This is a genomic window from Trueperella bernardiae, from assembly GCF_030246965.1.
Classification (GTDB): Bacteria; Actinomycetota; Actinomycetes; order Actinomycetales; family Actinomycetaceae; genus Trueperella; species Trueperella bernardiae.
In genome coordinates this window covers 1,346,555-1,360,738 of record NZ_CP127099.1, presented here as the reverse complement: position 1 = coordinate 1,360,738, position 14,184 = coordinate 1,346,555, and the positions used below count along the sequence as shown (strand labels likewise).

General features: G+C 65.2%; 11 protein-coding genes. 8 read left to right on the top strand and 3 right to left on the bottom strand.

Going from position 1 to position 14,184, the window contains the following annotated elements; all coding sequences use genetic code 11:
- Nucleotides 1-8 precede the first annotated feature (8 nt).
- From ilvC to pflA, 8 genes are all read left to right on the top strand, one after another.
- Complete coding sequence (ilvC, locus tag QPC17_RS06355) at nucleotides 9-1,034, top strand: ketol-acid reductoisomerase (protein WP_062614196.1); 1,026 nt, start codon at nucleotides 9-11, stop codon at nucleotides 1,032-1,034.
- 142 nt (nucleotides 1,035-1,176) lie between these two features.
- Nucleotides 1,177-2,595 carry an aspartate ammonia-lyase gene (gene aspA, locus QPC17_RS06350; protein WP_070446202.1) on the top strand — a complete coding sequence of 473 codons (1,419 nt, stop codon included), beginning with the start codon at nucleotides 1,177-1,179 and terminating at the stop codon, nucleotides 2,593-2,595.
- Nucleotides 2,596-3,027: 432 nt separating this feature from the next.
- Nucleotides 3,028-4,077: a 3-isopropylmalate dehydrogenase gene (locus QPC17_RS06345; RefSeq protein WP_068539187.1), complete on the top strand. Its 1,050-nt coding sequence runs from the start codon at nucleotides 3,028-3,030 to the stop codon at nucleotides 4,075-4,077.
- Between the two features lie 24 nt (nucleotides 4,078-4,101).
- Nucleotides 4,102-5,244, top strand: a complete 1,143-nt coding sequence (locus tag QPC17_RS06340) for a branched-chain amino acid aminotransferase (RefSeq protein ID WP_062614199.1) — start codon at nucleotides 4,102-4,104, stop codon at nucleotides 5,242-5,244.
- 3 nt (nucleotides 5,245-5,247) lie between these two features.
- Nucleotides 5,248-6,840 (top strand): citramalate synthase, encoded by a 1,593-nt coding sequence (cimA, locus tag QPC17_RS06335; RefSeq protein ID WP_285347121.1) that lies wholly within the window; start codon nucleotides 5,248-5,250, stop codon nucleotides 6,838-6,840.
- Between the two features lie 177 nt (nucleotides 6,841-7,017).
- On the top strand, nucleotides 7,018-9,099 hold the full coding sequence (pflB, locus tag QPC17_RS06330; protein ID WP_285347120.1) for a formate C-acetyltransferase: 2,082 nt from the start codon (nucleotides 7,018-7,020) through the stop codon (nucleotides 9,097-9,099).
- Between the two features lie 26 nt (nucleotides 9,100-9,125).
- Nucleotides 9,126-9,374, top strand: a complete 249-nt coding sequence (gene grcA2, locus QPC17_RS06325) for an autonomous glycyl radical cofactor GrcA2 (protein ID WP_083200644.1) — start codon at nucleotides 9,126-9,128, stop codon at nucleotides 9,372-9,374.
- Nucleotides 9,375-9,458: 84 nt separating this feature from the next.
- On the top strand, nucleotides 9,459-10,364 hold the full coding sequence (gene pflA, locus QPC17_RS06320) for a pyruvate formate-lyase-activating protein (protein ID WP_062614203.1): 906 nt from the start codon (nucleotides 9,459-9,461) through the stop codon (nucleotides 10,362-10,364).
- A gap of 184 nt (nucleotides 10,365-10,548) precedes the next feature.
- Here the strand turns inward: pflA and QPC17_RS06315 are convergent, their stop codons facing one another.
- From QPC17_RS06315 to QPC17_RS06305, 3 genes are read right to left on the bottom strand one after another with little or no spacing between them, the layout of a single operon-like run.
- Nucleotides 10,549-11,259, bottom strand: coding sequence for a YggS family pyridoxal phosphate-dependent enzyme (locus tag QPC17_RS06315; RefSeq protein ID WP_168160559.1), 711 nt, complete (start codon nucleotides 11,257-11,259; stop codon nucleotides 10,549-10,551).
- A gap of 7 nt (nucleotides 11,260-11,266) precedes the next feature.
- Nucleotides 11,267-13,939, bottom strand: a complete 2,673-nt coding sequence (locus QPC17_RS06310) for a DEAD/DEAH box helicase (protein ID WP_070447986.1) — start codon at nucleotides 13,937-13,939, stop codon at nucleotides 11,267-11,269.
- The gene (locus tag QPC17_RS06305; RefSeq protein WP_143602133.1) at nucleotides 13,936-14,181 is read right to left on the bottom strand and encodes a hypothetical protein; all 246 of its coding nucleotides are present in this window, start codon (nucleotides 14,179-14,181) and stop codon (nucleotides 13,936-13,938) included. Before QPC17_RS06305 ends, QPC17_RS06310 begins: the two co-directional genes overlap by 4 nt.
- Nucleotides 14,182-14,184 lie beyond the last annotated feature (3 nt).

Sequence of the window (14,184 nt, the reverse complement as noted above, 5' to 3'; positions counted from 1 at the left end):
GAGTAGATATGGCAGAGATTTTTTACGACGACGATGCGGATCTGTCCCTCATCCAGTCTAAGAAGGTGGCCGTCATTGGTTACGGTTCGCAGGGGCATGCTCACGCGCTGAACTTGCGCGACTCGGGGGTCGACGTCGTCGTTGGCCTTCGTCCGGGTTCGACCTCGATCGCGAAGGCCGAGGACCAGGGGCTGAAGGTAGCCACGATTGAGGAGGCGGTGGCGCAGGCCGACGTCGTCATGATCCTCACCCCGGACCAGCACCAGCGCAAGGTGTATGCCGAGCAGATCGCCCCGCATCTGTTGGACGACGCGGCACTGTTCTTCGCCCACGGCTTCAACATCCGCTTCGGCTACATTAAGCCCGACGCCGGCCACGACATTTGCATGGTGGCCCCGAAGGGCCCGGGTCACACGGTTCGTCGCCAGTTCGAGGACGGGCGTGGCGTGCCGGATATCGTGGCAGTGGAGCAGGACGCGTCGGGCCAGGCGTGGGATCTGGCGCTGTCGTACGCGAAGGCGATCGGCGGCACGCGCGCTGGCGTCATCAAGACCACGTTCACTGAGGAAACCGAGACGGACCTGTTCGGCGAGCAGGCGGTGCTGTGTGGCGGCGTGTCCCAGCTCATCCAGTACGGTTTTGAGGTGCTGACGGAGGCGGGCTACCAGCCGGAGATCGCCTACTTTGAGGTGCTGCACGAGATGAAGCTCATCGTTGACCTCATTAATGAGGGAGGCCTGACCAAGCAGCGCTGGTCGATTTCGGACACGGCCGAGTACGGCGACTACGTCTCTGGCCCGCGCGTCATCACCCCGCAGGTCAAGGAGAACATGAAGGAGGTCCTGGCCGACATTCAGGACGGCACCTTCGCGGAGCGCTTCATCGCGGATCAGGACAACGGCGCGGCCGAGTTCAAGGAGCTACGCGCCAAGGGCGAGGGCCACCCGATTGAGAAGGTGGGCGTGGAGCTGCGCAAGATGTTTGCCTGGGGCACAATCGACGCCGACTACACGGACGGCTCGGCGGCCCGCTAAGGGAAACCGGGGGTGGGGGCGGCCGCGGGTCGCCCCCACTTTTGCACCTGTTTTTGGATATTTCGCCTTTTGCCGGGTAAGTGTCGGAGCCAGCGGCTACGATGAATGTGAAGTTCAGTGCCGAACACTCGAGGAGCATTACGTGTCCGCTTTCCGCATCGAAGAAGACCTGCTTGGGCCGCGTCAGATCCCGAACGATGTCTACTACGGCGTGCATACCCTGCGCGCGAAGGAGAATTTCCCGATCTCGGGCCGCACGATCAACGACACCCCGGAATTCATCCGGGCGATGGTGATGGTGAAGAAGGCGGAGGCGCTCGCGAATCGGGACAAGCGGGTGTTGCCGGAGGATCTGGCGAAAGCGATTGTGGCAGCCTGTGACCTCATCTTGAATGAGGGTCGGTGCATGGACCAGTTCCCGGTGGACGCGTTCCAGGGCGGGGCAGGCACGTCGGTGAACATGAATACGAACGAGGTGGTGGCCAACCTCGCTCTTGAGCTGCTGGGTAAGGAAAAGGGCGATTACGACGTCGTTCATCCCAATGATCACGTAAACAAGTCCCAGTCCACGAATGACGCCTACCCGACGGGGTTCCGCGTGGCACTGTACAAGATGTGCGAGGCTTTTATTGGGGAGCTGGATGCGCTGCGCACGTCGTTTGATCGGATCGCGCAGGCGAACATGCACGTGTTGAAGATGGGCCGCACGCAGCTGCAGGATGCCGTGCCGATGACGGTGGGGCAGGAGTTCGCGGCCTACTCGGTGCTGATGGAGGAGGAGGCGCGGAATGTGCGCCGGCAGATGGAGCTGCTGCTCGAGGTGAACTTGGGCGCCACCGCGATTGGTACGAAGCTCAACACCCCGGATGGGTTCCAGGAGGCCGTGGTGGCGCGCCTGGCGGAGGTGACGGGGCTGGCGGTGCAGTCGGCGCCGAACCTCATTGAGGCCACCTCGGACACGGGCGCTTACGTGGCGATGTCTAGCGCGTTTAAGCGAATTGCTACGAAGGTGTCGATGATTTGTAATGACCTGCGCCTGCTGTCGTCGGGCCCGCGCGCGGGTTTGAATGAGATCAATTTGCCGCAGATGCAGGCCGGTTCGTCGATCATGCCGGCGAAGGTGAACCCGGTGATCCCGGAGGTGGTGAACCAGGTGTGCTTCAAGGTGATCGGCAACGATTTGACGGTGACGATGGCCTCCGAGGCGGGCCAGTTGCAGCTGAATGTGATGGAGCCGGTGATCGGGCAGTGCCTGTTCGAGGACATCGAGCTTTTGACGAACGCGCTCGCCACGTTGCGCGTGCGGTGCATTGACGGGATCACGGTCAATGAGGAAATCTGCAAGGCCTATGTGATGAATTCCATCGGCATTATTACGTATCTGAACGAGCTTATTGGCCACAAACACGGCGATGCCATCGGCCGTGAGGCCGCCCAGACCGGGCGGGGGATTCGGGAGCTCGTGCTGGAGGCGGGGCTGCTGTCGGAGGAGGAGCTCGACCGCGCGTTATCGGTGGAAAACCTTATTAATCCGGTCTATATGGGTGAAGTCTACGATTAACGACGCCGTCGCCCTGTTCGCGGCCGCCCGCGAATCTTCAACCGTTCCTCAACAGGCGCGGCACCAGTTTTCAGCGAATTGGTGCCGCGCCTGTTTCCGTGATGGGATCACTTCTTTGTGTGATGGGATTCCTTCTCGCGTACCGGGTCTGCCGGCGTGCTGGGCCTGCTTCCGGGTGTGCGCATCCTGCACAATTATCTCGTTTGCCACACCTGTCACGGTCGGCGGCAGGTTGCACCCGGCAGTTCCGTCAGAAGTCGTGAATCTGGGGTCCGCCAGGTCGATATAGCATCGGTAGCCGGTATTTTCACGAGTTCTGTCGGCTAGGCCCCGAGTCGCAGGATAATCGGCCGCCCCACCGGCCAGCCCCAGCCCAACGTCCGGATCGTGGTCCGCCAATCCCGAGGCGCGGACATTGCCTAGACTTGCCCCATGGCTATTGAACTTGCAGTTATCCCTGGTGATGGCATTGGCCCCGAAGTTGTGGCCGAGGGCCTGAAGGTGCTTTCCGCCGTGGCTGGTGATGTTGATTTTGCCCTCACCCACTATGACCTCGGCGCGGGCCGCTACCACCGCACGGGCGAGGTCCTCACGGACGCCGAGCTCGAGGAGATCAAGGGCAAGGACGCGATCCTGTTGGGCGCGGTGGGCGATCCGTCGATGCCGTCGGGCGTGCTCGAGCGCGGCCTGCTGCTCAAGCTGCGCTTTGACCTGGACCAGTACGTCAACCTGCGCCCCTCCAAGTACTACCCGGGCGTGCCCACGCCCCTAGCCAACCCCGGCAACATCGACTTCGTCGTGGTCCGCGAGGGCACCGAGGGGCTGTATGCCGGCAATGGTGGCAACCTGCGCGAGGGCACGGACCAGGAGATCGCCACGGAGGTCTCGATCAACACCCGCTTCGGAGCGGAGCGCGTGGTGCGCTTCGCATTCGAGCAGGCGCGTGCGCGCCGCAAGAAGCTTACGCTCGTCCACAAGCACAACGTCCTCGTTCACGCCGGCCACCTGTGGCGCCGCACGGTGGAGGAGGTCGGCGCCGAGTACCCGGACGTCACCACCGACTACCTGCACGTGGACGCCGCCACGATCTTCCTGGTCACGGACCCGGGCCGCTTCGACGTGATCGTCACCGACAACCTTTTCGGTGACATCCTCACGGACGAAGCTGGCGCGGTCACGGGCGGAATCGGGCTGGCGGCGTCGGGAAACATCAACCCGGACCGCACGTTCCCCTCGATGTTCGAACCCGTCCACGGTTCGGCCCCGGACATCGCGGGCAAGGGCATCGCGGACCCGATTGCCACGATCTCCTCGGTGGCGCTCATGCTGGACTTCCTGGGCTATCCGGAGCTGGGGGAGAGGGTGCGCGCTGCCGTCGACGCCGACATGGCAACTCGCGCCGAGGCGGCGGCCTCAGGCCGGCCCCTGGTCCGCACCACCGCCCAGATTGGCGATGCGATCGTGGCCCTGCTCGAGCGGTAGAATTGGGGAGAAGGAAGGACTCTCATGCGTCAGCACACGGAACTCGAGAAACTGTCGGCCCAGCCGGTTCAAAGCGCCGATAGCTTTGCCGGCACGTTCGCGCTCCAGCCGAACAAGGTCCTGAAGTCGGAGGCCGAGTACGGCCGGATCATGGCCAACTTGGGCTTCGGCACCGACTTTTCTGACTACATGGCCCACGCCACCTGGACCGCGGAGAACGGCTGGCACAACAAGGAAATCGCTCCCTACGGCCCGCTCAGCCTGGACCCGGCCGGCGCGATCCTCCACTATGGCCAGGAGGCCTTCGAAGGAATGAAGGCCTACCGTCACGATGACGGCTCGATCTGGACCTTCCGCCCCACCTACAACGCGGCGCGCATCAACATGTCGTGCAGGCGGCTCGCGATCCCGGAGATCCCGTTGGCTGATTTTATGGGCTCGATCGTGGACCTCGTGCGTGCGGACGCGCGCTGGGTGCCCTCCGCGCCGGGTAGCTCGCTATACCTGCGCCCCTTCGTCTTCGCTTCCGAGGCCTTCCTGGGTGTGCGGGCCGCCACGCGGTACGAGTACTTGGTGATTGCCTCGCCGTCGGGCGCCTACTTCCCGAATGGGCTCAAGCCGATTAATGTCTTCGTGGACCGCGACTACCACCGCGCCGGCCCCGGCGGCATGGGCGACGTCAAGACCGGCGGGAACTACGCCGCCTCGCTCCTTCCCAAGGTCACGGCGCACGACGCCGGCTTCGACGAGGTGCTCTTCATGGACGCGGCCACCAACACCAACATCGACGAGCTGGGCGGCATGAACGTGTTCGTGGTCATGGCTGACGGCTCGGTCAAGACCCCGAAGCTGACGGGCAACATCCTGCCCGGCGGCACACGCTCCTCGATCCTGCAGTTCCTCGAGTCCGAGGGCGCGGCCGTGAGCGAGGAGACCATCTCGCTGGCGTCGGTGGTGGACGGCATTCAGTCGGGCGATGTGGCGGAGATGTTCGCGTGCGGCACGGCCGCCGTTGTCACCCCGATCGGGCGCTTGGCCTCCGGGGACTTCGACGTGGAGGTGCCGGTGGGGGAGAAGACCGCCGCGATCTACGACGAACTGACCGCCATCCAGCTCGGCCACCGCGAGGACCGCTTCGGCTGGCTGTACAAGATCGCTGACGCCTAGCCAATGAAGGTCTTCATCTACGACACAACCTTGCGTGACGGCGCCCAGATGGAGGGCATCAGCCTGTCCGTGGCGGACAAAATCGCGATGCTCCCGCACATCGAGGCGATGGGCGCGGACTACATCGAGGGTGGCTGGCCGGGCGCGATCCCGCGTGACACGGAGTTCTTCGAGGCGCTCAAGGCGCGTAACCCGCTGAGGTCCGCCACGCTCACCGCATTTGGCGCCACCGCCAAGGCCGAGGTGGCCGCCGCGGAGGACCCGCAAGTGGCGGCGCTCGTGGACTCGGGTGCGCCGGTCATCTGCCTGGTCGCCAAGTCCGACATCCGCCACGTGCTCGGCGCGCTACGCACCACCGCCGAGGAAAACCTGCGCATGGTCCGCGACACGGTCACCTACCTGCGCTCGTGCGGGCGCGAGGTCATGGTGGACATGGAACACTTCTTCGACGGCTTTTCCGCCGACTCCGACTACGCCACCGCCGTCGTCGCCGAGGCGCTCGCGGCAGGGGCCAGCTGGGCCATCCTGTGCGACACCAACGGTGGCTCGCTGCCCAGCCGGGTCTCCGCGACGGTCCGTGAGCTCACGGCACGGCTCGAGGCGGACGGAGTCGTGCCCAGGCTGGGCATTCACACGCACGACGACGCCGGATGCGCCGTGGCGAACTCGATCGCGGCGGTGGAAGCCGGATGCCGGCAGGTGCAGGGCACCATCAACGGATATGGCGAACGCACGGGGAACGCGAACCTTTTGACGGTGGCGGCGAACCTGGCGCTGAAGACTGATCTGGAGGTGGTGACGGAGGCCCAGCTGGCCGACTTCACCTCCGTCTCCCACGCGATCGCGGAGTTGACGAACATGGCCCCGCAGCTGCGCCAGCCCTACGTGGGGCGCTCCTCCTTCGCGCACAAGGCCGGCCTGCACGCCTCGGCGATCCGGGTGGATCCCAACCTCTACCAGCACACTGACCCGGCGGCGGTGGGTAATGACATGCGGATGTTGGTCTCGGACATGGCTGGCCGGTCGTCCGTGGAGCTCAAATGCCGCGAGTTCGGGGTGGACCTGGCGGGCCGCAAGGAGGAGTTGCGCCTCATCACGGAGCGGGTCAAGGCCGCCGAGGCGATGGGCTACACCTACGACGCGGCGGACGCCTCCTTTGAGTTGCTCGTGCGCGAGGTGCTCGGGGAGCTGGTGAGCTACTTCGAGGTGGAGCAGTGGGCAGCGGACGTGCGCTCGGCGGCGTCGCCGTCGGAAACCGTGAGCGAGGCGCGCGTCAAGCTGCACGCTGGCGGCCAGCGGATCATGCGTATGGGGGAGGGCGTGGGCCCGGTGCACGCGCTCGACCAGGCGTTGCGCGCGGCGCTGACGCCCGTGTATGCCGAGCTGAGGGGCATGCGGCTGACGGACTTCAAGGTGCGCATCCTTGACTCGGCCGACGGCACGAGCGCCGTGACGCGCGTGCTGCTGACGATGAACGACGCGGCGGGCACGTGGACCACGGTGGGTGTGGGCGCGGACGTGATCGAGGCGGCGTGGGAGGCGCTGACGGGCGGGTATCATTACGGGCTCATCCGCTCGGGGCACCAGGCCGTTTAGCCTGATAGCGGACGCGGGTCGGTCCTTTAGTCCCATGCTGGAATAACTCCATTCAGGGTGCGCGGGGCGGTGCCCGATTTGTCGGATTTAGCCCCTGTGAGTTAGCTCCCCATAAGAGCACGAGGGGAGGAGTATCCTTAGAATTGGAGTCGAACTTAGAACGACCTAAGGAGTAACGTGACCGACGAGGTAACGACAATCCAGCAGTGGCAAGGATTCACGGAAGGCGCGTGGCAGTCTACGATCGACGTGCGCGACTTCATCCAGAAGAACTACACCCCCTACGAAGGCGACAAGAGCTTCCTCGAGGGTCCGACCGAGAAGACGTTGGAGCTGTGGAAGGAGCTTGACGAAAAGTACCTGTCGGTCGAGCGTGAGAAGCGCGTCTACGACGTCGACATCGATGTCCCGGCTGACATCGATGCCTTCGGCCCGGGCTACATCTCCGACAACGACGACGTGATCGTCGGCCTGCAGACCGACGTGCCGCTCAAGCGCGCCATGATGCCGTTCGGCGGCTGGCGCATGGTCGAAACCGCGATCCACGAGGCGGGCCTGGAGGCGAACCCGGAGGTCAAGGAGATCTTCACTCGCTACCGCAAGACCCACAACCAGGGCGTGTTCGACGTCTACACCCCGCGCATCCGCGCGGCCCGCTCCTCGCACATCATCACCGGCCTGCCCGACGCTTACGGCCGCGGCCGCATCATCGGCGACTACCGCCGCGTGGCGCTCTACGGCGTCGACCGCCTGATCGAGGAGAAGCAGGCCGACAAGCTCGCGCGCGCCGACCTGCCGTTCTCCCAGGATTGGGCCCGCGACATGGAGGAGATCTCCGAGCAGATCGCGGCCCTGAAGAAGCTGAAGAAGATGGCTGAGGGCTACGGCTTCGACATCTCCCGCCCGGCTGGGACGGCCAAGGAGGCCGTGCAGTGGACGTACTTTGGCTACCTCGGCGCGATCAAGTCCCAGGACGGCGCCGCGATGTCGTTCGGTCGCGTGTCGGCGTTCTTTGACATCTACTTCGAGCGCGACTTCGCCCGCGGCATCCTCACCGAGTCCGAGGCCCAGGAGATCATTGACTCGCTGGTGATCAAGCTGCGCATCGTGCGCTTCCTGCGCACCGAGGCCTACGACCAGATCTTCTCGGGCGATCCGTACTGGGCCACCTGGTCTGACGCGGGCTTCGGTCTGGACGGGCGCACGCTCGTCACCAAGACCTCCTTCCGTCTGCTCCAGACCCTCATGAACCTGGGCCCGGCCCCGGAGCCGAACATCACGATTTTCTGGTCCGAGCGCCTGCCCGACGGCTACAAGCGCTTTTGCGCCGAGGTCTCGATCGAAACGTCGTCCATCCAGTACGAGGCCGACCGCCAGATCTGCGGCCACTGGGGCGACGACGCGGCGATCGCCTGCTGTGTGTCCCCGATGCAGGTGGGCAAGCAGATGCAGTTCTTCGGTGCCCGCGTAAACGCGGCCAAGTCGCTGCTCTACGCGATCAACGGAGGCCGTGACGAGATGACCGGCAAGCAGGTCGTGGAAGGTCACGCGCCCATCGAGGGCGACGGCCCGCTCGACTTCGACGAGGTGTGGGAGAAGTACGAGGACATGCTCACGTGGGTTGTCGAAACCTACGTGGAGGCCCTCAACATCATCCACTGGAGCCACGACAAGTACGCCTACGAGGCGCTCGAGATGGCGCTCCACGACACGGATATCCTGCGCACGATGGGCTGCGGCATCGCCGGTCTGTCGATCGTGGCCGACTCGCTCGCCGCGATCAAGTACGCCAAGGTCTACCCGATCCGCGACGAAACCGGTCTCATTGTTGACTACCACACCGAGGGTAACTTCCCGCGTTACGGTAACGACGACGATCGCGCGGATGAGATCGCAGCCACCATCGTTCACACGGTGATGAGCAAGATCAAAGCAATCCCGATGTACCGCAACGCGGTGCCCACCCAGTCGGTGCTGACGATCACCTCCAACGTGGTCTACGGCAAGAACACCGGCAACTTCCCCTCCGGCCACCGCGCCGGCACGCCGTTCGCCCCGGGTGCCAACCCGGAAAACGGTGCTGACACGCACGGCATGCTTGCCTCCATGCTTTCGGTGGGCAAGCTTGACTACACGGATGCCCTCGACGGCATCTCGCTGACCAACACCATTGTTCCCAGCTCGCTCGGCCGTGACCGCGACGAGCAGGTCACCAACCTTGTTGGCATCATGGATGCCGGCATGGTGCACAAGGGTTAATAGAGATACACACAAGGAGATTAATCATGGCTATGACATACGATGAGCGCCTGGCTTCGATGAAGGCTCAGCGTGAGACGAACGGTGGCGTCCAGGGTCTGTACCATGCCAACGTCAACGTCCTCAACCGTGAGACTCTCGAGGACGCGATGGAGAACCCGGAGAAGTACCCGCAGCTGACCGTGCGCGTGTCCGGCTACGCGGTGAACTTCGTGCGCCTGACCCGCGAGCAGCAGCTCGACGTCCTGTCGCGCACGTTCCACGACCAGATGTAAGGTGAGTCGTTGAGGCGGGCGCGCGGGAGCCTTCCCGCGCGCCCGCCCTCATTTCGTGGCGACCACACTTTTTAGGGAGACTGATTGGCGAATCACCAGCTTGATGCACGCAAGTACTTTGAGGTGGGAGAGGGATCCACCGGCGAGTACGCCCCCGCCCCGCTCGAGGAGGAGATCCCGCGCGCCGCGGGCAAGGGCCTGGATGGCATCGCTCGCGCCCCGGAGATGGATCGGCATGAGCACATCATGGCGATCCGTAACGGAGACTTGGGTTCGTTGCATTCGTGGGAGCTCGTGACCGCGATGGACGGCCCGGGCACGCGCATGACCGTCTTCTTCGCCGGCTGCCCGCTGCGCTGCCTGTACTGCCACAATCCCGACACGCTCCACGCCCGCGAGGGCACCGTCGCCACCCCGGAGGCGATCCTGGATCGCATGGGGCGATACAAGGCCGTGTTCAAGGTGACCAACGGCGGCGTGACATTCTCCGGCGGTGAGCCGCTCATGCAGCCGGCCTTCCTTGCCAAGCTGTTGCGTGGGGCGAAGGAGATGGGGATCCATACCGCGATCGATACCTCCGGCTTTCTAGGGCGCAATCTCAGTGACGAGATGATGGCCGACACCGATCTGGTGCTCCTCGACATCAAGTCCGGCCTGCCCGACTACTACGAGCGCACCACCGGCCGCGCGCTCCAGCCCACCATCGACTTCGGCCACCGCCTCTCGGACGCCGGCAAGGAGATTTGGGCCCGCTTCGTGCTGGTGCCGGGCCTGACCGACGACGTCGACAACATCGAGGCCGCCGCCGAAATCATGAAGGAGTTCAGCACGCTCACCCGCGTGGAGGTGTTGCCCTTCCATCAGATGGCGCGCGACAAGTGGGAGTCGCTCGGCATGGAATACCAGCTCAGGGACGTCCAACCGCCCGCGAAGGAGCACACGGACCTGGTCCGCGAGATCTTCCGCTCCCATGGGCTGACCACATTCTGACGCTCATAAGGATGCGCCGGGCTACCTCGCCCGGCGCATTTTTGTCCCCGCTCGCGCCAGGCCCGGCTGGGTGCCCGACAGAACTCGTGAATATACCGGCTGACGATTGCTATAGGCGCCTGGTCGGCCCGAGGTTCACGACTTGTGACGGGGTGACCCGCAAGAGCCGGTCTCAGGGCCTGGCTCAGGCCGGGCGCGGGCCGAAGATGGCCGTGCCCACCCGCACCAGCGTGGAGCCCTCGGCTACCGCGATCTGAAGATCGTGGGTCATACCCATCGACAGCTCGGCCGCGCCCTCCAGCCCCGGCAGCTTGCGCATCTGCTCAGACAGTTCGCGCGTGAGGGCGAACGAGGCGTGGATGTCGGCTGCGTTGGTGGTGTGGGCGCCGATGGTCATGAGCCCGTCGATGCGGATGAGGCCAAGCTCGGCGATGCGCCCCGCGATGTCGATGAGCTCTTCGGGCGCGCATCCCGACTGCGTGTCCGCGCCCGCGGAGTTGACCTGGATGAGGACGGGGTAGGGGCCCTCGGCGAGGCCCTCATCGATGCGCGCCTCCTGGCGGCGGGCGATCCGCACGGCCTGCTTGACCGAGTCCACGGTGTCGATGCGGTCCGCATGATCCATCGCCGTGCGCAGCTTATTCGACTGCACCGGCCCGATCACCGTGTGCGTGGCGAGCACGCCCGCGCCCGCGAGCTTGGCCGTGGACTCCACGAGCTGGGGGACCAGGTTGTGGCCGAACGTGGTGATCCCGCACGCGGCCGCCTCCAGCAGGTTTTCCAGTGGCTGATGCTTGGCCGCCACCTGCAAAGTCACCGAGCCGGGTGCTCGGCCGGCGGCCTGCTCGGCGCGGGCAATGGCCTCGCGCACGGAATCGATGTTCGCGCTGATCATGGTCCTCCTAGCGCTCATCTAACCGAATCATGTGAAGAACCAGAACCCCGGTGTCGTCGGAGGCGTCCAAGTCCACGAGCGCCCACATCGCCCACGTCATCTCCGCTTCGCCGGTCTCCGGCTCTGCCGAGCCCTCATCGTCGAGGATCTGCATGACCAGCCACAGGCGGCCCGGCTTGTGGCCCTCGAGCCAATCTGAGGCCTCGTCTTCGCCCATGCCGGCCTGGAGCAGGTCCGCATACGAGGGGTCCTCGAGGATGGAGAAGAAGCGCTCCGAGCGTGAATCGGCGGTGGTGCCGAGCCGGGCGTAGACGTCCCAGTACGGGTCGATCGCGTCGGCCCAGCGGTCGGCGTCCCACGCGGGGTCGAGCCGAGCCAGGTAGCCGAAGTCGTCGCGGTCGAGCGCCTCGACCCGGGCGAACATGGCGTTGCGGACGGCCGTGCGCAGGGCGTGCTTGTTGCGCGTGAAGGTGATGTTGCCGTCCGTATCCGCGCCGAAAGCGGCCTCCTCGCCAGTCGTGCCATCGCCCGCCAGACCCGTGATCTCGTCCAGGGTCAGCCGCCCGTCGGCGATCGCCTCCCACTCGTCCAGCAACGAGGAATCAATCGAGCGCACCAGCCGCCCCAGCCAGCCGATGATCTCCTCTACCTCGTCGTTGCGGTACTCGTGCGGCACGCTCTGGCGCAATGCCCGGTAAGTGTCCGTGAGGTAGCGCAGCACCACGCCCTCCGAGCGCGCCAGGTCATAGCGCGAGATGAGCTCGGTGAAGGTCATGCCCTCTTCGATCATCTGCCGTACCACCGACTTCGGCTCCAGCTCGTGGCCAGCTACCCACGGGTTCGTCTTCGCATACATCTGCAAGGCGGGCTCAAGCAGCTCCGCCAGCGGGCGCGGCCACGTGACCTCATCAGCCAGCGCCATCCGCTCGTTGTAATCCACGCCCTCGGCCTTGAGCTTGCCGATCAGCTCCCCGCGCGCGGTTTTGCGCTGGGCAACAAGCACCGGGGTGGGGTTTTCCTGCACGGCCTCCATCACCGAGACGACGTCGAGCGCGAAGTCCGCATCCTCCGGGTCGAGCAGGTCGAGCGCTGCCAGCGCAAATGGTGCCAGCGGGGAGTTGAGGGCGAAGTCGTCCGGCACGTCCTTCGAAAAGTGAATCGCCGGGCGGCCGGGGTGCTCGGCACGCCAGGCGCGGTCCTCGTGCGTAATCACCTCGGCCGTGCGAAGCGAGGCGTAGATATCCAGCGCCTGACGCACGAACTTATTGCGCGGCGTAGCCGGCTCATGATTATCGGTGAGGATCTTCGCGATCGCCGGCACCGGGTCCGGGCGCTGGAGCAAGTTGAGGATCATCGCGTGATCGACCCGGAAATGCGACGTCAGCTTCTCCGGCTGGGCCTCCCGCAGCCGCTCGAACGTCTTCTGCGACCACGACACCTCCCCGTCCGGCGGCTTGACCTTCTGCACCCGCTTGATCCGCGCCGGGTCATCCCCGGCCTTGCGCAGGCGCCGCGCGTTTTCGACGTCGTGCTCCGGCGCTTGCACGACGACGTAGCCCACCGTGTCGTATCCCGCCCGGCCCGCGCGCCCGGCGATCTGGTGGAACTCGCGCGCGCCGAGATTGCGCATCTTCGCGCCGTCGAACTTCACCAGCGACGTGATGAGCACCGTGCGGATCGGCACGTTAATGCCCACGCCCAGCGTGTCCGTGCCGCAAATGACCACTAGCAGGCCCGCCTGGGTGAGCTTTTCCACCAGACGGCGGTAGCGGGGGAGCAGACCGGCATGGTGGACGCCCACGCCGTTGCGCAGCATCTTCGACAGGGTCTGGCCAAAGCCCGGGCTGAACTTGAAATTGCCGAGCGCCGCGCGGATGCGTTCACGCTGATCGCTCGAGATGAGCGAGGTGGACATCAGCGCCTGGGCCTGCGCCACCGCCTCCCGTTGCGAGAAATGCACCACGTACACCGGGGCCATGTGCGTGGCCACCAGCTCCTCGATCACCTCGCTCACCGGCTCCGTGGAGTAGGTGAAGTGCAGGGGGACCGGGCGGACGGCGTCGTCGACGATCGAAACTGGGCGGCCCGTGCGTCGCTCAAGGTCCTCGACAAAGAACGAAGTGTCGCCCAAGGTGGCCGAAAGCAGAATCTGCTGCGCCTGCGGCAACTCCAGCAGCGGCACCTGCCAGGCCCAGCCACGCTGCGGGTCGCCGTAGAAGTGGAATTCGTCCATGACGACGACGCCGACATCCGCCTCCTCGCCCTCGCGCAACGCGATGTTGGCCAGGATCTCCGCCGTGGCGCAGATGATCGGGGCGCCGGGGTTGATCGAGGAATCGCCCGTGATCATGCCGACGTTATGAGCGCCGAACTGGCCGATGAGGTCAAAGAACTTCTCCGACACGAGCGCCTTGAGTGGGGCCGTGTAGTAGGCCGTGCGGCCGGTGGCCAGGCCCGCGAAAAGCGCCTGCGCGGCAATCAGCGACTTGCCCGAGCCGGTGGGTGTGGCGACGATGACGTGGTCGCCGGCAACGATGTGCAGGAGGGCCTCCTCCTGATGCGGGTACATCCGCTTGCCCGAGGACTCGAAGGCGTCCGTGAAGGCCTCCAGGATCGAGTCGGGGGAGGGGTCAAGGCCGTGGTCATCTTCCAGACGGTCAAGGGCGTGGTTAAGGATCATGGGAGAGTCTCGGGGTCGATGGTTGGCGAGTCGGCGGGTGCGGCGCCAGTGGCGTCGTTCGTGCGGCGGGCTCGGGCGACGGCGCGCCAGGACTCGGCGGCAAGCAGGGCCAGTGCGAGCACAATGAGGATCGCGCGCTCGGTGGAGTTGGCCCGGAAGGCGAAGAACGCCAACAAAATCGCGCCGAACACGATGAGCGGGTTAAACGTGGAGCGCCAAAACAAGCGTTGCAAGGTTCCCACGGC

Coding starts and splice junctions, on each gene's coding strand:
- grcA2 (WP_083200644.1), top strand. CDS start 9,126: ATGGCTATGACATACGATGAGCGCCTGGCTTCGATGAAGGCTCAGCGT.
- QPC17_RS06315 (WP_168160559.1), bottom strand. CDS start 11,259: ATGATCAGCGCGAACATCGATTCCGTGCGCGAGGCCATTGCCCGCGCC.
- cimA (WP_285347121.1), top strand. CDS start 5,248: ATGAAGGTCTTCATCTACGACACAACCTTGCGTGACGGCGCCCAGATG.
- QPC17_RS06345 (WP_068539187.1), top strand. CDS start 3,028: ATGGCTATTGAACTTGCAGTTATCCCTGGTGATGGCATTGGCCCCGAA.
- QPC17_RS06340 (WP_062614199.1), top strand. CDS start 4,102: ATGCGTCAGCACACGGAACTCGAGAAACTGTCGGCCCAGCCGGTTCAA.
- QPC17_RS06310 (WP_070447986.1), bottom strand. CDS start 13,939: ATGATCCTTAACCACGCCCTTGACCGTCTGGAAGATGACCACGGCCTT.
- ilvC (WP_062614196.1), top strand. CDS start 9: ATGGCAGAGATTTTTTACGACGACGATGCGGATCTGTCCCTCATCCAG.